This is a genomic window from Pseudomonas sp. (assembly GCF_049300855.1).
Classification (GTDB): Bacteria; Pseudomonadota; Gammaproteobacteria; order Pseudomonadales; family Pseudomonadaceae; genus Aquipseudomonas.
This window is the reverse complement of record NZ_JBAQKH010000002.1, coordinates 13070-30031: the sequence shown is the minus strand read 5'-3', so window position 1 is coordinate 30031 and position 16962 is coordinate 13070. Positions and strand designations below refer to the sequence as shown.

Sequence of the window (16962 nt, the reverse complement as noted above, 5' to 3'; positions counted from 1 at the left end):
CCCTAAAACGTGTATTGGGAAATATGGACGGAATTAGCTCGGGACAAAATTGAGTCCAGGATGTAGTGAATCGTTTGTGGCGTGGTCATTACCAGGTCGGAGAATGAACCGAGAACCCCCAACCCCAGCATCCCGCCAATACCGACAGTTTTTAATCCAGTCCCCACCGCATCAGAAGCAAGTCCCAGATAACCACCCCCAGCGCTTTCAGCACTGCTGATGTAGTGAACATACCCGCCGACGGATTTTGCGTTTTTCGGAACAATCGACGCCAGGGAAACAGGAGTCCATGTCAAAGACGCCCCGTTAGACAAGACTTGCGCTCTGGGGATGGATATCAGGCGTTGGTGCTGGACACCGGTAACCATCAATCGATTGGTGTCGGTTTGCCAAACGCTGACCAGCGCGCTTGAGGTGTATCCGGCCGGCATGTAAGCGCCGGAATAAACCTCAGGAATCAACGCCGAGGACGCATTGACGCCGAGTAGCTTGGCAATACGCAGCACTGGGTTATAGATAACGTATATCCCGACACTGCCGAGCGCCGGGGCAACTCCGACATCCATCCCACCAGCACCAATGGTCGTCAAATCTATAGATAGATTGACGCTCGACAATTTGTATTGAGCGATACCGGGTTGCTCAACAATCAACTGATCAGCCGTGAGTGTCGCAACCGAAGCGGCCGCAGGTAGCGACACTCGCAAATTACGAGTCGCTCCGAGCTCAGGGCCGTTGAGCCGCCAGCTTTTGATATCCGCAGCCAATGCAGCAATGTCGATGCTTCCCTGATTGATCGGCGCATTCCAGGCCTTGATGCACCACATGACGGCTAAGTTACGCGGGCGTGTCGCACCAAAAGCTGTCTGGTCATTGTTTGATACAGGGGCGCTTGTGTTTGCGGTGGAGACTGTATATTCGGCTCCCGGGTAATCCGAAGCACTGACAGTGTCGTATCCCATATTAGACAGGGCAGTGACTGGTGACGTAACCGAGTTCCTGTCTGAAACATTCGCTACCGAAGTGCCAGTGTCGAAAATGTGTTCAGACCCCTTCTGCCAACTGCCAATTGCCCGACCAGCATCGGCTCCACGTCCATGATCCCAGCCACGCAAGAATTCACCGCGCGACTCGGGCAACCGAAAGTTGCCTGCGCCTTCATTACCCTTGTTGTAAGTGGTACCGAGAAACGCCGCCAGATCCGGATAGGTCGCAGTGCTTTGCACACTGCCATCCAGTTCCAGAAAACCCGGTGGAACGATACCTGTCGGGAAGGCCATCACCGCACCAACCGGTACGGCAGATCCGAGCCGCGACACTTCCTTGACCAGTGCCGCTACGTCGATGTTTCCCTGATTGACCGGGGCGTTCCAGGCTTTGATGCACCACATGACGGCGATGTTGCGCGGGCGGGTTTCAGCCCCACCAGCCGCGTTTGTTTGCACACTATTCGAAGTTCCGAAATCCTGAACAAAATTGCGAGTCACTGTTCCTGCTGCAAACAAATCTGTGACTAGTTCATAGACGGTTGTATGAGCGTGCGCTTTTATTTCGTCAGATTGCCAGCTGCCTAATGCGCGCCCGACATCGCTGCCACGTCCATGATCCCAACCGCGCAAAAACTCACCACGAGCCTCTGGCAAGCGGAAATTACCAACGCCCTCATTCCCCTTATTGAACTTGCCACCCAGATAGGCGCTAAGGTCAGGGTAGAGTGCGTTGCTCTGGACGCTGTTATCCAGCTCCAGAAAACCCGGCGGAGGTGCATCAACCGGGAACGCGACAATCGAGCCCACCGGCAATGCCGACGCCTTGGCAATCAACGCTTCAACTTCAGCCTTGGTGTACGAATCCTTGATGCCGAATCCGGCCAGCGTCTCAGGATTCGCACCCGCAGTCGCGCGGCCATATTCATCCACCGTGAGACTTTTGTAGGTCCCGGCAGCAATCCCGGTGCGACCGGCGAGCATCTTGAACGTCAGCGACGTGGTGCCGAGAGTAATCGGTGCATTGGTGGTCAGGTGCCACAGCGAATCACCGTTCGCCGTGCCCTCCTCGACCATCACCGTCAGGCCCGGCGTGACCTTGGCGCTGCTGTTGGCATCGGTCGCCCGTACCCAGTCACCATTGGCAACGATCCACAGGCCGTTGTCCTTGGCCAAGGTCTGGTTCGCAACAAGCACGCGGTCGCCAGCAATCACTGCGACACCGTCGATTTGCTGTGCACCGCTCAACAAGATGTTGGTAGATGCGGCAACACGCACCGACTGCTTGCCATCGAGTTTGCCGAGTTCTTCGGCGAGGTAACTCATGACCCAGGCACGCGTGGCTTTCACCACCGTGTCATCAATCAACAACGTCACCAGCGACGCATTACTGGTCTCGAAAATCGAACGAATGTAGAACTCTTTGCCCGAGCCCGAAGTGGCCAGAACCGGTTTGAACGACTCCGGATATTTGACGATGGCGTAGAGAATCCCGGTATCAGTCCACAGCCCCGCTTCTCGCACATACCAGCCACCAACATCCGGCGGGATGGTCACTTCAGCGAGCAGCCAGCTAGGATTCTTCTCGTCCTGGAACAGCGCATTGAGCGGCCCGCGCCAGACTTCGCGCTTCAGCGCAGTGGCGGTCGCGGCCGGGTTGTAGACCGTGCCGCCGCCATCGCCGACGGAAATCTGCGTCAACTTGATCGGCGTGCCCGCGGCCTTGCACGCCGTTTCGTAGGCAATCCCTGCGTTGGTGAGCAGGGTGTAATAGTCAGCCATTCAGGCCCCCTGAGGATAAATAGTGGATGTTTCGACGGTGTACATGCCGGCAGCCATGAATGCCTCTCCCGAGGTTTCGAGCCCTTCGATGAACACTGGATAAATCGTGGTCAGTTCGCCGCAGAACGTCGCGGCGCCGATGACGTGATTGCCGAAAGCGCTCAAGCCAACGGAGACCGTCAGCACATCGCGTTCGCTTTTGGCATCAGCCAGGCGTCGGTCGAGACGCGCATCAATTTCTTCGCTGTAGGGTTGCTCGCTGAAAGCTCGTACCGAAAAGCTGTAAGGCGCGCCGGGCGGCGTCTGTTCGTACCAGGCGCGGATCTCGGGACGCAACTGCAAACCCTTGGCGGCGTTTTCCAGCGCCTTGCGAGTGCCGGCCTGGCGCGCGGTGGGCCAGGCGAGTTCGACGGTCAGGCGCTTTTCCGCCTCCGGCGCAGCGGTGCTCCATTCAGCCACGCCGCGATCCGCTGCCAGATACGGCAGAAAGGCAACCGGTGTTTCTGCGGGATTCATCAGTTCGGGGAACGGCGGCGCGATGCGATCAAGCAACGCGCCGAAGCCCAGATCCAGACCTCGCTCAAGTGCAGAGCTGTTCGCAGGCAACAGTGTCGGGCGCTGAGTTTGCTCACTCATAGCGTCAGCACCTCAACCTCGACCGCTGTGCAGTACGGCGCTTGAAACGCTGTGGTCACGATCGGTGCCAGCGGTTCGAGAATCTGCAGTTGCACGGCGCCGGCGCTGTGCAGCGTGAAGTCGATCCAGCTCGGATCGACCCGGCCTTCGAGGCGATGACAACTGTCGGCGTAGGCCTGCAGTTGCTGTTGCGCGGCGACTTTGGTCAGGCCCGAATCGGGGCCGGAATTGATCTTGGCGACGACACGAATTTTATAGCGCTGAATGTCGGCAGCCTTGACGGTGACGAGGTCGGTTTCCGGGCACACATCCGGCCGCGCGAAGTGCTGACGAACGCCCTCAAGCAATGTCGCGGAAGGCGTGCCATCACCGTCGCGGGACAGCACCGTGACCTGCACTTCACCGGGCGCGGTGCGTCGCCCATTGCCATCCTTGACCTGCGCGGCGAGACCATCGGGGTTGAAGGTGTAAGTGACATTCACCACACCCGCCTCGGTGGATTCGACCTGCACCGTCGGACGCTCGCCGAGGGTGAAAACTTCGCGGCGATACTGCATCCGCGAACCTGCTGCCGGTGCATGCGGCGCGAGGTAATAACGCAGGCGAGCGTCGTCGTCGCTTTCATAAATCGCCGGCACCGGCGGGAATGCCGCTGGATCGCCGGGTTCGAGCAATTGTCGCTCAAGGCCCATGTCGGCCAGCCGCGCATCGAGGTTGCTGCCGGTCGCCCACCACGCCAGCATCTGCTTGATGCGAGCGTTGTATTTGCGTTCGTGGGTTTGCAGTCGGACGCAGAAAGCTTCCAGCGCCAGCGTCAGCAGTTCGCTTTCGTTGTCGAGGCTGGTCTTGAGTTTCGCGGCGCTGTCCGGCGAACGCGCCCCGACGTACTCGACGACGAACGTCTTGAACTCGGCGAGCAGATCTTCGAAGGCTTCAACGGTGATCAGTGCGGGTTCGGCCAATTGGTTCTGGCCGGGGATCAACATGCTCATGTCACGACCTCGAATGTCTGTTGACGGTTTTTCCAGGTGCCGGCGAAACGCAACAACAGACCGGCGCCCTGACGGCTGGCGACGATCACTTGTGGCTGAAAATCGTCGATGCCGTTTTGCTTGTTGTAGAACGCTTGCGCGGCGTGGCTCTGCGCCAGGAGCAGCACGTCGTCACCGAGGTTCTGCCCCAACAGCGTGGGGATCAACGATCCGTACAACGGGCGTTTTTGCCGGGTGCCCAGCGGCGTGGTCAGGGCCCGGGTCGCGCGCTGCACAAATTGCAGCCAGTCGTCGACCGTGGCCCCGCTGTCTCTATCGATTCCGATCATGTGGAGGCTCTTGAATCAGGGGCTGATGACACGGCCCTGGTGATCGACCAAGGGACCGCTGAAGTGCACACCCGAAGGGTCGATGGTCAGGCCGACGGCACCCAGTTGCAGGGTGATCAGTTGTGGTGTCATCGCCAGTCGTGCCGGGCCGATGCTCAGTTCCAGCGCCTGGCGAGAACCGCTGAAGGCGGCCGGTCCGTTCTGCCAGTGCAGGGTGTGCGTGGCGTCGTCGTAACCGCTTTCGCTGCCGTCGACATGAACCCGTCGCGTCAGCGTGGGGACAGTCGAAACGGGTGGAAAGCGGTCACTGTTCAGGCCGAACAGGGCGACACTTTGTGCGCCGCTTTCGCCGCTGCCGTAGTTGAACAGCAGACACTGCTCACCCACGGTTGGAATCCGCGACTCACTCTGTGCGCCGGCGCTGGGGTTGAAAAACTTGATCGCCGGCGTCAGTAAGCCACCGTGGCTGACCTGGCAGGTATTGCTTGCCGCATCGACTGTCTGGCAAATGCCGATGCGACAGAAGCTTTCGGCGCGACGGTGCAGGTCGTCGATTTCCGCTTCCATTTCGGCCAGGCGTTCGATGATCGGGCCCAGTTGCATACGCAGTAATGCGTCGAACATCGGTCAGGCCTCCAGCGCGGTGTATTGATCCGGGTCGTCGATGTTGCTGACTTCCCAGGTACGGGCGAATTTCGGTGTGCCGAGCGGGTCGTCAAGCAAGGTCGGACCGAGGTAGAGGGTCTGCTCGAACGCCAGATTCCAGGCCTTGTATTGCTGATCGGCGCGGATCAGCAGCGACGGCAGGCCATCGATGTTCATTGGCAAATCGCATTGATCGCCAGGCAAATTCCAGCGGTTGTCGGTGATCAGGTTTTTCAGCACAGCAATCAGATCGCATGCTGCAAATGCGCTGGCGGAAAGGGCCGGGATGACTTGCAGGGACACCGTCATGACATGCGCAATTCGCCCGTCAGCGCCACGTACTCCCGCCCCATTCCGGTCGAAGTCGATCAACACCCAGGCCTGATCGCCCGGTGCAGTGAAATCATCGTGATTGCCGACATTGATGTTGAGCCCGGCAGTGTTGCGCAGCGTCGTCGCGATGGCTGTGAACAGTTGCGACGGCTGCTGGATCGGTGTGGGCATACATGACCTCCTTTTCAATCGTCCACGCGCAGCCCTGCCGCCCAAAGGGCGGCACGAATAACATTTGAGGTTAAGGCTGGTCGCGGGGCGGGACTTCGCAGACGCCGATGCGCTTTGCGGCCCAGCGTTCGTACAAGCCGATGGCGACGTCGGCGCCAGCCATCGCTGTCAGGCAACCAAACGCGCCAGCCACCCAGACCGACATGCCAGCGGCGTACAGCAGCATGATCGCCGACACGCCGCAGATCATGCAGGCGCCGGAGCGCAGGGCCAGACGGCGCAGCAGCGGCCAGCCACGTGCGCCCTCCTTGTCGGCGCGCCACATTTCGCCGGACACCCCGCCGACAACGGCGAGGAGGATGACCAGCCAGATTGGCATATCGGCCAATGCTTGTTGCTCGGTTGTCATGTCACGCCTCCTGAGAGCGTTGATGAATAAAGGGGTTGTGAGGAAGCGACACCGTAACGGTGTCGCCTTTCACGCTTGGATAAAACGCCTTCGATCCGCGGCGGTCAGAATTACAGACGCTCAACAATGACGTTGTCGATAAAGGCAAAGTTGGCATACGGATTCTGCTCGTTGAAAAACGCCAACGTCGTCTGTGGAGTGATTGCGGTGAAATCATAAGTGACGGTGTTCCACTCAACCGCGACGCCTTTGGCAGACGGCGTGTTGAAGGTGGCGGTCTGGCCGGCCACTTTCACTTGAATGACACCATCACCGGAGCGGCTGGCGTAACGCGAGTTACCCGCGCTAAAGGTCAATCGGTACTTGGCGCCCACGGTGGTGGCGAAGTTCTGCTGAATCCCTCCCCCATTGCCGTAAACGTAGTTGGCCAGGTCAACGATCACCACGCCGTCTGCGGCCGCGGAACCACCGATCGAGGCCGGCATGTTGAAGTATTCGGCACCGGACAGAAACGTCGTCCAGCCGGTGATGAAATTAGCTTTCGCCGGGGTGTCCAGAATGCAGCTGCCGGCGCAGCCGGGCTGTTCAAAGCTGCCGTTGACCAACAGGTTAGCGGCAACCGCGCTACCGCCATTACCCAGCAGTGCAGCAGCGATCAGAAACGGTGCTGCGTATTTCTTCAAAGTATTCATGTCTCTACCTATGAGTGGATTGATCAGGGTGTGCTGGCGATGCAGCACTCAAGTCGCTCACAGGCGATCGTTCGGGGCTCCCGGCCCTCACATGATTCAATGTTCCACATCGGGAACATTTGATCTGGAACTCTGTGTACTCGCCCATCCTGGCGAGCAGTCTTTTACACTTTCCACATCTGCAATCTTTCAACATCTGCAATGCCTTTTTGATGTCTGCCGGCAACTTCCGTTGTGGGCGGGTCAAGCGATGAATCTGCAGACAGGTTCGATCTGCAAGCTGGAGGCAGGCATTCCAAAAAGCCCGGCACCAATGCCGGGCTTTTCAGTAATGCGCTCCTTCGCCTTCCTTCCAATCCTGTGTTCGTGAAGGAAGCTGACTTTTCGGCGCTACTGGCGCGGTACGAGTCCATTCAAATTGTTTTTCCGACCGCGGTCCCTGCCCGCCGGATAACTGCTTCTGGTGCTTTACGCTGCACACCCGGGTCAGTTGCCAACCCTCTGAACCGTTGAGGCCGGTTCATCGCTGCCTGTTCTTGTGGAACTAAAGAGCTTTCTTGCCAGCCGCTTTGTCGAGCGGCTTGGTGGCAAGGATATGCATGTATGCATATCCAGTCAATGCGTAAATGCATTTATTTATGCACATGAAATGCGCAGATGCATGGAAGCCCCGCAACTCAAGGGTTTGGCGGTTTCATCAAGGCGAAAAAAAACCCGCCGATTGGCAGGCTTATCTGAAGTCGGCGTGGTTAGCGGGCGTACATGCCCCACCAGAAGACGTGACCGAGAATGACGATCTGCTCTTCCTGGATTTCCTGGAAGCTGTAGTCCTCGTCCGGGTGTTCATCGCGATTGAAGCTGCGCAGACGAATGCCGGTGGGCAAGCGATAGAGTTGCTTCACGCGCAACTGGCCATTGTGGTTGATTGCGTAAAGGTCACCATCAATGATGTCGCCAATGCCGCACTTGCCCGCATTGACGCCGACGGTGGCGCCATCGCGCAATACCGGCAACATGCTGTTGCCGCGCACTGTCACGCATTTGGCCTGGTCGAACTGCACACCGTTATGGCGCAGGCTGCGCTTGCCGAAGCGCAGGCTAGAGCGCTCGCTCTCTTCGATGACGAATCTTCCTGATCCAGCAGCCAATTCAACCTCGCGAAGGAACGGCACCGATACTTCGTCATCATCGACAGGCGTATCGTCGTCCCACAGCATTATGTCCTTGAGCTCCGCGTGAACGTCAGCGCGCGCACCGCCGGCCGTCTGTGCGACGTCGGCGCGCCCGCGCAACTGATCAGTGCTCACGTTGAAGTATTCGGCAATCTTCGAAATGTGTTTATCCGAGGGATCGACGATCTTCCCGCTGAGAATCCGCGAGAGAGTGGATTGAGGCACGCCGGTGCGACGGTGGAGCTCCGTGGGGGAGATCCCGTGCTGGTCGAGCAGTGCTCTTAAGACGGAGGATACGTTGCGTTTTTGCATAACGCGCATAGTGCTTGAAGTTTTTCGCGAAGACAAATGCTGTTTTGCATAATTAACGCATAAATATGAATTCAGCCTCAAAATGATATTGCCGAGCCATCATTTTGAATTGAATAACGGCCCGGCTCCAACTAGTGGTCAGCCTTTGACGCGACGCGCGGCAGCATTGGCTTTTTTAAGTCGATCGGTTCTGGCTTTCCTGTCGTAATCGTCCTTGGCGCCCATGATCCCGCCGGCAGCATGCACCCAGTCGGTGGCGGTGCAGCCAGAGATCAGCACAGCAGAAGTAAAGACTGAAGCAAAGATAAGGATGTTTTTCATATTCGATTTCCAGGCGTCACTGATGAGCACGTTGAATTGCGGAGTTGAGAAAAGAAAACCAGCTGCGGTTCGTTGGCGGTGGGTGAACCTTTACTCATCCATGAGTTTTTGCAGTTTTGTCTGAGCCCGTTCGAGCCTGGCTTCCTGTTTCTTGATGACTTTCACATCGCCGTACTGACGGGCGGCCTCCAGATAGTTCTGTCTGCGTCGCACTTCGGCTTCGGCCTTTTGGATGGAGCTTGAACGGTCATCTTGCGCGGAGGGTTCTTGGCAATAACGCTCGACATTGGCCTGCGCCCGCTCCAGACCGGACTTGCGATATACATTGTCCGCCTTATCAGCGCGCTCAATTTGCAACACAAGTTCAGCGCGGCGCTGCGCGCAACTTTCCCGCGAGTCAGCCCTTGAATTATCGATGATCAAAACGCTGCCAATCAGCAGGGACAGATTCCACAACAGACTTGATCTCATCAGACGAACCCCAGATAGTTTTTTTCTCCAGCGCGCCCATGAAAGTAGCTCACCCGAGACCATGCCTCGCGACTAACTAACGTTTCCCGTATAGCAAAAAGTGCTGCCATCATCATTTCGCTACAGCGAGCTCTACACATTGGGAAGTGTTCAACCATCCACACCACCGGTACGTAAACATGATCGAAGCACAGCAACACCGGAGTACGATCAGACAACGTGGAAATACTGATGTCCTTTTCTTTTCCCCCAATAACCGCCGGCACAAACACGATACCGTCCCTGTTTATTGCAATTGATCGCTTCCAGACGGGAGACTTGGCCCCATGAGCACTGCGCACGCAAAACCAGAGCATCTATAACGTTCCTCAACAGCTTAAACATCGCCATATAATTCAAGGCAGAAAATAGCCGCACTGCGCTGACTCTCGGGTAGTCGCAGGGGCTGTTGGCTTGACTCGAATCATATTAACGACCCGTGGCCGTCAAGGCCTTACAGGCCTCTTACTCAGTCTTACTTAATCGCCCAGAGGCCTTGCACCCCGGGTTTTTCGCTAGCGAGGGACGTGGCATACGCCATTGATCAAGTTATTGATGTTGTAGTAGTACTCGGTATCGGAGAAGTAATTGAACGTCACCATACCGCCTTGAAAACCTCTTTCCATAAACGGAAGTTCATCGCCGGCGGTGTCCGCATCAAACTTTACAATCGAACGCGTCTTGAACAGAAACCTGGAAGTGTCCAGATACGTCAACGCAATCTCGAACTTTCGATCATAGGTATAAATTTTGCCTTCAGGGGTTTTGACGACGTAGTACACATAGAGAGCGCCCTCCTTTGGATCGATCGTCATATCACCAACGCCATGCCAACGGACTTTGTGATCTTGAGTATGCACAAAATCGATGGATGCAAAACAGGGTGCGCGTGGAATATCGCGATTAATAAAATAGAAATACTTGATAATCAGAGCACCAAAGATGCATACAGACAAGATGCCAAACAGTGCGATTACTTTTTTCCAACGAGTTGATAGTTCACGCATATGGCCTCCCCCTTACTTTCCGGCTTGATACACTTGACCAGTAATTGGGAGAGCGGCTTTCGCACATAGTAGTTAACATCGGACAATACAATGGGTGGTTCGAACTCGCTGAGCGCCTTGACAATTTCTTCTTTGGACATTCTTTCACTTTCTTCTACATACAACTTCGCCTCGCCTTCTTGCCAGATGAGTTTCCACTCCTCCAGATCAGCAGGTTTTTTAAACACCAGATAAGCGTAAAAGACCGGAAGAGCAATCGCCGGCACCAGGATTGCTGGTAAAAGGAAGCGCCAGTAACGATTGAATGGCTTTTTCATCGAGGGAGAGTCGACGATGAATGGTTCAGCATCGTTTACCACCGCAGGCGACGACTCAGAGGCTTGAGTCTGTGCGCTGACCAACCGGATTTCACACAACAGCACCACGCCACGGCGAGGCAACGTCTTAAGACTGTCCCGAGGTAACCCGACGTCAGCGAAATGCGCGCGGAGCATGTGCAGCGTTTTGTAATAACTGCTGTCGGAAATCACCAGGCCGCGCTCCCCCCAGACTCGGGAGATAAGCTGTTCCTTGTCGGTCACGCCGGCTATCAGGGCCAGCAGCAGGTCACTTTCATTGCTGCCCAGCACCGCCGACTGCCGCGCCCGGCTGAGGGTCATTTTTTCCGCATCGTAGTAACAATTGCTCGCTGATGCTCCTGAGCCGATGCCCTCTGACTGTTCCAAGCTGCGTCCTCAACTGATCTGCAATCCTCGAATTCCGATCATTCGATAGCTTTTCGGCACTATAGGACACAATGCCAACCCAAGCGGCGGTGCGTTGCTGCATCCACCTCAAAAAAACTTCATACTCGCCCCACTGAATCAATCCACGGGCCGCATCACTGGCAACACACTCGCCATTTTAAGCTGCGATTTACCCGTTGTTTGCCTCGTCACTTTTTCCGGTAAAGCTAAACCCCTGATGAATAAAGCTATTTCAGACCTGTCCTCCCACACCCCGATGATGCAGCAGTACTGGCGCCTGAAGAATCAGCACCCGGATCAGCTGATGTTCTACCGCATGGGCGACTTCTACGAGATCTTCTATGAAGACGCGAAGAAGGCCGCCAAGCTGCTCGACATCACCCTGACCGCCCGTGGGCAGTCGGCAGGACAGGCGATTCCGATGTGTGGGATTCCTTACCACGCAGCGGAAGGCTACCTGGCGAAACTGGTCAAGCTCGGCGAGTCGGTGGTGATTTGCGAACAGGTCGGCGACCCGGCGACCAGCAAAGGCCCGGTCGAACGTCAGGTGGTGCGCATCCTCACGCCGGGTACGGTCAGTGATGAGGCGCTGCTCGATGAGCGTCGCGACAACCTGATCGCAGCGCTGCTGGGTGACGAGCGTCTGTTCGGCCTCGCCGTGCTGGATATCACCAGCGGCAGTTTCAGCGTCTCGGAAATCAAGGGCTGGGAGAACCTGCTGGCGGAACTGGAGCGGATCAACCCGGTTGAGTTGCTGATTCCGGATGACTGGCCACGAGACCTGCCAGCGGAAAAACGTCGTGGCGTCAGTCGTCGCGCACCGTGGGATTTCGAGCGCGACTCGGCGCTGAAAAGTCTCTGCCAACAGTTTTCCACCCAGGACCTGAAAGGCTTCGGCTGTGAAAATCTGACCCTGGCCATCGGCGCCGCCGGTTGCCTGCTGGCCTATGCCAAGGAAACCCAGCGCACCGCCCTGCCGCACTTGCGCAGCCTGCGCCACGAACGTCTCGACGACACTGTGGTGCTCGATGGTGCCACCCGGCGCAACCTGGAACTGGACACCAACCTGGCCGGTGGTCGCGACAACACCCTGCAGTCGGTCGTCGACCGTTGCCAGACCGCCATGGGCAGCCGTTTGCTGACCCGCTGGCTGAATCGTCCGTTGCGCGACTTGACCGTTTTGCTGGCGCGCCAGACTTCGATCACCTGCCTGCTTGATCGCTATCGCTTCGAGAAACTGCAACCGCAGCTCAAGGAAATCGGCGACATCGAACGGATTCTGGCGCGGATCGGTCTGCGCAATGCCCGCCCTCGCGACCTCGCACGTCTGCGTGATGCGCTCGGCGCCCTGCCAGAGTTGCAAGTGGCAATGACCGACCTGGAAGCGCCGCACCTGCAAGGCCTGGCGACCACCACCGGCACCTATCCGGAACTCGCGGCCCTGCTGGAAAAAGCCATTATCGACAACCCGCCCGCGGTGATTCGCGATGGCGGCGTGTTGAAAACCGGCTATGACAACGAACTCGACGAACTGCAATCGCTGAGCGAAAACGCCGGCCAGTTCCTCATCGACCTGGAAGCCCGGGAGAAGGCGCGCACCGGCCTCAGCCACCTGAAAGTTGGCTACAACCGCATTCACGGCTACTTCATCGAGTTGCCGAGCAAGCAGGCCGAATCAGCCCCGGCGGACTACATCCGTCGTCAAACGCTGAAAGGCGCCGAACGCTTCATCACGCCGGAACTTAAAGAATTCGAAGACAAGGCCCTGTCGGCCAAGAGCCGCGCCCTCGCCCGCGAGAAGATGCTTTACGAAGCGCTGCTGGAAGACCTGATCAGCCAACTGCCACCGTTGCAGGACACCGCTGGCGCGCTGGCCGAACTCGACGTGCTGAGCAACCTCGCCGAACGTGCGCTGAACCTTGACCTGAACTGCCCGCGCTTCGTCACCGAACCGTGCATGCGCATTACTCAGGGTCGTCACCCGGTGGTCGAGCAAGTGCTGACCACGCCGTTCGTGGCCAACGACCTGAGCCTGGATGACAACACCCGCATGCTGGTGATCACCGGTCCGAACATGGGCGGTAAATCCACCTACATGCGTCAGACGGCATTGATCGTGCTGCTGGCGCACATTGGCAGCTTCGTGCCGGCGGCGAGCTGCGAGCTGTCGCTGGTCGACCGGATCTTCACCCGGATCGGTTCCAGCGATGACCTCGCCGGTGGCCGTTCGACCTTCATGGTCGAAATGAGCGAAACCGCCAACATCTTGCACAACGCCACTGAGCGCAGCCTGGTGCTGATGGACGAAGTCGGTCGCGGCACCAGCACGTTCGACGGTCTTTCGTTGGCGTGGGCCGCGGCCGAGCGTCTGGCGCATCTGCGCGCCTATACTCTGTTTGCGACTCACTACTTTGAACTGACGGTGTTGCCGGAAGCCGAGCCGCTGGTGGCCAACGTGCACCTCAACGCCACCGAGCACAACGAGCGCATCGTATTCCTGCACCACGTGCTGCCGGGGCCGGCCAGCCAGAGTTATGGCCTGGCAGTGGCGCAACTGGCGGGTGTGCCAAGCGAAGTGATCGTACGGGCCCGTGAGCATTTGAGCCGACTGGAAGACACCGCATTGCCGCATGAAGCGCCAAAACCGGCCGCCAAGGGCAAACCGGCGACACCGCAGCAGAGCGACATGTTTGCCAGCCTGCCGCATCCGGTACTGGATGAGTTGGCCAAGCTGGATATCGACGACCTGACGCCGCGTCGTGCGCTCGAAATGCTCTATGCACTGAAGAACCGGATATAAGCACTGAAGAAGCGGATATAACGCAAACGGCTTCAAGCTGTTAGAATCTCGCGCGGTTTGGGATGCTGCTGGCTAATAGCCTGGCCAGCAGGTATCGCTCCCGAACCTGGCGACCCCAACCGTGAAGGGGCAACGCTGCCGCCGCCTGAGGAGAAAATTAGAAATGACCTTCGTCGTCACCGACAACTGCATCAAGTGCAAGTACACCGACTGCGTAGAAGTCTGTCCGGTGGACTGCTTTTACGAAGGCCCGAACTTCCTGGTGATTCACCCGGATGAGTGCATCGACTGCGCCCTGTGCGAACCAGAATGCCCGGCCGTGGCGATTTTCTCCGAGGACGAAGTTCCAGAGGAAATGCAGGAATTCATCCAGCTGAACGTTGAGCTGGCGGAAATCTGGCCGAACATCACCGAGAAGAAAGAATCGCTGCCGGATGCCGAAGAGTGGGATGGCGTCAAAGGCAAGATCAAAGACCTCGAACGCTGATTCGCCCCGCGCTCGAATGAAAAGGCCCCTCGCGGGCCTTTTTGCTTTTCTGGGCTTTACCTTTTTGCAGGCAAAAAAAAGGGGCGGTATGACCCGCCCACATTTTTTCCCTATTCCCTGTATTCCTTTTCATCGTCCTGATGAATCGCGTCCTGCGATGTCCATTCCCCTCCTCCGTGAAGGGCGTGTCTGTCCGTCGACACAACCCAGATACTAGAGAGTTCCCTGCCAAGAGCAATCGGCTGTGGGCGCCGAAAAATATTGTCATAAGCGCTTCATGTTAAAAAATAAACATATAAAACAATAAGTTAAATTGCGACGATGACCGTAATCGACGTCTGCCGTCTTGTAAAAATAGGGAACACTTACGAGAGAGTAAGCCACGGCTTACACCGCGAGACTACAAAGGATGGAAATGCCAACCGTACGTCTGACACTGAAAAAGAGCGGCCGAATGCCCATCAAATCCAGGCCAACAAAAAACCCCGAACCAGTCGGGGCTTCTTGCGGGCGAGCGTGTGAAGCGCTTATTGGAACAGCGACTCGCTCGACAGGCCATTCTTCTCAAGGATTTCACGGAGGCGCTTGAGGCCTTCCACCTGGATCTGCCGCACCCGTTCCCGGGTCAGGCCGATCTCCAGGCCTACATCTTCCAGCGTGCTGCTCTCGTGACCGCGCAGGCCGAAGCGACGTACCACCACTTCGCGCTGCTTGTCGGTCAGTTCCGACAGCCATTGATCGATGCTCTGCGAAAGGTCGTCATCCTGCAGCAGTTCACAAGGATCGGTCGGACGATCATCGGTGAGGGTGTCGAGCAGGGTTTTATCCGAATCCGGACCCAGCGAGACGTCGACCGAGGAAACCCGTTCGTTCAAGCCAAGCATGCGCTTGACCTCACCCACCGGTTTTTCCAGCAGGTTGGCGATTTCTTCGGGTGAAGGTTCGTGATCGAGCTTTTGCGTCAGCTCCCGTGCAGCCCGCAGGTACACGTTGAGTTCCTTGACCACATGAATCGGCAACCGGATGGTCCGGGTCTGATTCATGATCGCGCGCTCGATGGTTTGACGAATCCACCAGGTTGCGTAGGTCGAGAAGCGGAAGCCACGCTCAGGATCGAACTTTTCCACCGCCCGGATCAGCCCGAGGTTGCCCTCTTCGATCAGGTCCAGCAGCGACAGCCCCCGATTGACGTAACGCCGGGCGATTTTGACCACCAGCCGCAGGTTACTTTCAATCATGCGCTTGCGCCCCGCCGGATCGCCACTTTGCGACAGTCGCGCAAAATGAACTTCTTCCTCGGGAGAGAGCAATGGGGAAAAGCCGATTTCGTTGAGATACAACTGCGTGGCATCAAGTGCCCGCGTGTAATCGATGTACTTATGTTGTTTAAGTGAAGCGGAGTGTTTGGATTTGGAACGAACGGAAGGTGGAGCAGCCCCTTCATCATTCGACATCGAAGATTCCGAATCGATGCCGGTCTCCATAAGGAGAACCTCATCGTCGATGTCAAACTCCGGCACTTCTTTACTGAGAGCCATTGTTATAGTCCTTTGGTGAGTTCGACCCCAAGCTCAAGCGACGCCTTTATCCTTGGCAGCGCTGGAGCCTGTCCCCTCTACGTGACGGAACAGGCTGACTTACAAATCAACGTCGTGGCAGGAACTGCAGCGGATCTACAGGTTTACCTTGGCGGCGAATCTCAAAATGCAGTTTCACCCGGTCTGTACCCGTTGACCCCATTTCGGCAATTGTCTGTCCGACCTTGACCTGCTGTCCCTCCCGAACCAACAGCCTGCGGTTATGGCCGTAGGCACTGACGTAGGTTTCGCTGTGTTTGATGATGACTAATTCGCCGTAGCCCCTTAAGCCACTCCCGGCGTAAACCACTGTCCCATCAGACGCAGCTAAAACAGGCTGTCCCAAATCTCCGGCGATATCAATTCCTTTATTCAAACTACCGTTTGAAGAGAATTTTCCAATCAGAATGCCATTAGATGGCCATCCCCAGCCGGTCGGGGCCGGGCCCGCTGGAGGCAGTGGAGTGGGGGCGGGTTTGTTGGCGACGGACGGTACAGCCCCCGCAGAACCGGTAGTTGTGGTGGTTGTCGTGCCATTTGCCTGACGCCGGATTACCGTGGTTTTACTCGACGAAGAAGGCGAAGAACTGCTGTTGCTGACCACCGCCGTCGGCGTTGAACCGGTGCGGCCGTCAAAGCGAATTGTCTGACCCGGATGGATCGTGTACGGCGTAGGAATATTGTTCCGGGCCGCGAGGGCTTTGTAATCCCAGCCGTAGCGAAATGCGATCGAAAACATCGTATCGCCCGGACGGACTACATACTGCCCGGTCGTCACAGCAGGACGTTGGGCCACCGCGTTGTTGCGATCGACCACGCGCACGTTGTTCGATTTGGTGCTGGAGCAACCGACCAGCAAGGTGCTCAAGACAAGGCCAGTCACCAGGCGCTGAAAGCTCGTGTTACCCATACGCTGCGCAATGACTGTGAGACTCACCCGCCGCTCCCTTTGTGGTGGCTGAAAAATTTGGAATGCCGGATTTCGGCATGAAGTGTCGCAAGTATAACGGGCCGAATCGGCTTTACCTTTAATGAAGCGAAATCGCTTCGCGCAC

18 protein-coding genes are annotated in these 16962 nt (G+C 57.2%); 2 read left to right on the top strand and 16 right to left on the bottom strand.

The features are described from left to right. Nucleotides 1–2: 2 nt before the first annotated feature. The 14 genes from WA225_RS00280 to WA225_RS00215 all read right to left on the bottom strand — a co-directional run bounded on the left by WA225_RS00280 (nt 3) and on the right by WA225_RS00215 (nt 11022). A complete protein-coding gene (locus WA225_RS00280; RefSeq protein ID WP_422606430.1) occupies nt 3–2768 on the bottom strand; it encodes a phage tail protein in 2766 nt (921 codons plus the stop codon). Next, entirely contained in the window at nt 2769–3404 is a 636-nt protein-coding gene (locus WA225_RS00275; RefSeq protein WP_422606429.1) for a phage tail protein I, read from the bottom strand. Continuing rightward, a complete protein-coding gene (locus WA225_RS00270; RefSeq protein ID WP_422606428.1) occupies nt 3401–4396 on the bottom strand; it encodes a baseplate J/gp47 family protein in 996 nt (331 codons plus the stop codon). The genes WA225_RS00275 and WA225_RS00270 overlap by 4 nt, the downstream gene beginning before the upstream one ends. Then, entirely contained in the window at nt 4393–4725 is a 333-nt protein-coding gene (locus WA225_RS00265) for a phage baseplate protein (protein WP_016985063.1), read from the bottom strand. The genes WA225_RS00270 and WA225_RS00265 overlap by 4 nt, the downstream gene beginning before the upstream one ends. A 15-nt stretch (nt 4726–4740) precedes the next feature. Further along, a complete protein-coding gene (locus WA225_RS00260; protein WP_422606427.1) occupies nt 4741–5349 on the bottom strand; it encodes a phage baseplate assembly protein V in 609 nt (202 codons plus the stop codon). 3 nt (nt 5350–5352) lie between these two features. Beyond that, nucleotides 5353–5874 carry a hypothetical protein gene (locus WA225_RS00255; protein WP_422606426.1) on the bottom strand — a complete coding sequence of 174 codons (522 nt, stop codon included), beginning with the start codon at nt 5872–5874 and terminating at the stop codon, nt 5353–5355. Between the two features lie 70 nt (nt 5875–5944). Next, the gene (locus tag WA225_RS00250) at nt 5945–6283 is read right to left on the bottom strand and encodes a phage holin family protein (protein WP_116254562.1); all 339 of its coding nucleotides are present in this window, start codon (nt 6281–6283) and stop codon (nt 5945–5947) included. Between the two features lie 110 nt (nt 6284–6393). Further along, on the bottom strand, nt 6394–6975 hold the full coding sequence (locus WA225_RS00245) for a DUF642 domain-containing protein (RefSeq protein ID WP_116254563.1): 582 nt from the start codon (nt 6973–6975) through the stop codon (nt 6394–6396). A 4-nt stretch (nt 6976–6979) separates the two neighbouring features. After that, on the bottom strand, nt 6980–7171 hold the full coding sequence (locus WA225_RS00240; RefSeq protein WP_116254564.1) for a Com family DNA-binding transcriptional regulator: 192 nt from the start codon (nt 7169–7171) through the stop codon (nt 6980–6982). Nucleotides 7172–7724: 553 nt separating this feature from the next. Continuing rightward, on the bottom strand, nt 7725–8468 hold the full coding sequence (locus tag WA225_RS00235) for a LexA family transcriptional regulator (RefSeq protein ID WP_422606425.1): 744 nt from the start codon (nt 8466–8468) through the stop codon (nt 7725–7727). A 129-nt stretch (nt 8469–8597) separates the two neighbouring features. Next, complete coding sequence (locus WA225_RS00230) at nt 8598–8780, bottom strand: hypothetical protein (RefSeq protein WP_007908822.1); 183 nt, start codon at nt 8778–8780, stop codon at nt 8598–8600. 90 nt (nt 8781–8870) lie between these two features. Next, entirely contained in the window at nt 8871–9251 is a 381-nt protein-coding gene (locus tag WA225_RS00225) for a DUF1090 family protein (protein ID WP_422606424.1), read from the bottom strand. A gap of 554 nt (nt 9252–9805) precedes the next feature. Continuing rightward, on the bottom strand, nt 9806–10297 hold the full coding sequence (locus tag WA225_RS00220; protein WP_422606423.1) for a hypothetical protein: 492 nt from the start codon (nt 10295–10297) through the stop codon (nt 9806–9808). After that, nucleotides 10264–11022, bottom strand: a complete 759-nt coding sequence (locus WA225_RS00215; RefSeq protein ID WP_422606422.1) for a winged helix-turn-helix domain-containing protein — start codon at nt 11020–11022, stop codon at nt 10264–10266. The genes WA225_RS00220 and WA225_RS00215 overlap by 34 nt, the downstream gene beginning before the upstream one ends. A 250-nt stretch (nt 11023–11272) precedes the next feature. Here WA225_RS00215 and mutS point away from each other — a divergent pair, with 250 nt between their 5' ends. Both mutS and fdxA read left to right on the top strand, forming a co-directional pair. Further along, nucleotides 11273–13843, top strand: a complete 2571-nt coding sequence (gene mutS, locus WA225_RS00210) for a DNA mismatch repair protein MutS (protein WP_422606494.1) — start codon at nt 11273–11275, stop codon at nt 13841–13843. A 163-nt stretch (nt 13844–14006) separates the two neighbouring features. Next, nucleotides 14007–14330, top strand: coding sequence for a ferredoxin FdxA (fdxA, locus tag WA225_RS00205; protein WP_007908827.1), 324 nt, complete (start codon nt 14007–14009; stop codon nt 14328–14330). A 527-nt stretch (nt 14331–14857) separates the two neighbouring features. On the opposite strand, the gene rpoS is transcribed toward fdxA, so the two are convergent. Together rpoS and WA225_RS00195 are read right to left on the bottom strand one after the other, a co-directional pair. Continuing rightward, complete coding sequence (rpoS, locus tag WA225_RS00200) at nt 14858–15868, bottom strand: RNA polymerase sigma factor RpoS (protein ID WP_038357938.1); 1011 nt, start codon at nt 15866–15868, stop codon at nt 14858–14860. Nucleotides 15869–15974: 106 nt separating this feature from the next. After that, the gene (locus WA225_RS00195; protein WP_422606421.1) at nt 15975–16844 is read right to left on the bottom strand and encodes a peptidoglycan DD-metalloendopeptidase family protein; all 870 of its coding nucleotides are present in this window, start codon (nt 16842–16844) and stop codon (nt 15975–15977) included. Nucleotides 16845–16962 lie beyond the last annotated feature (118 nt).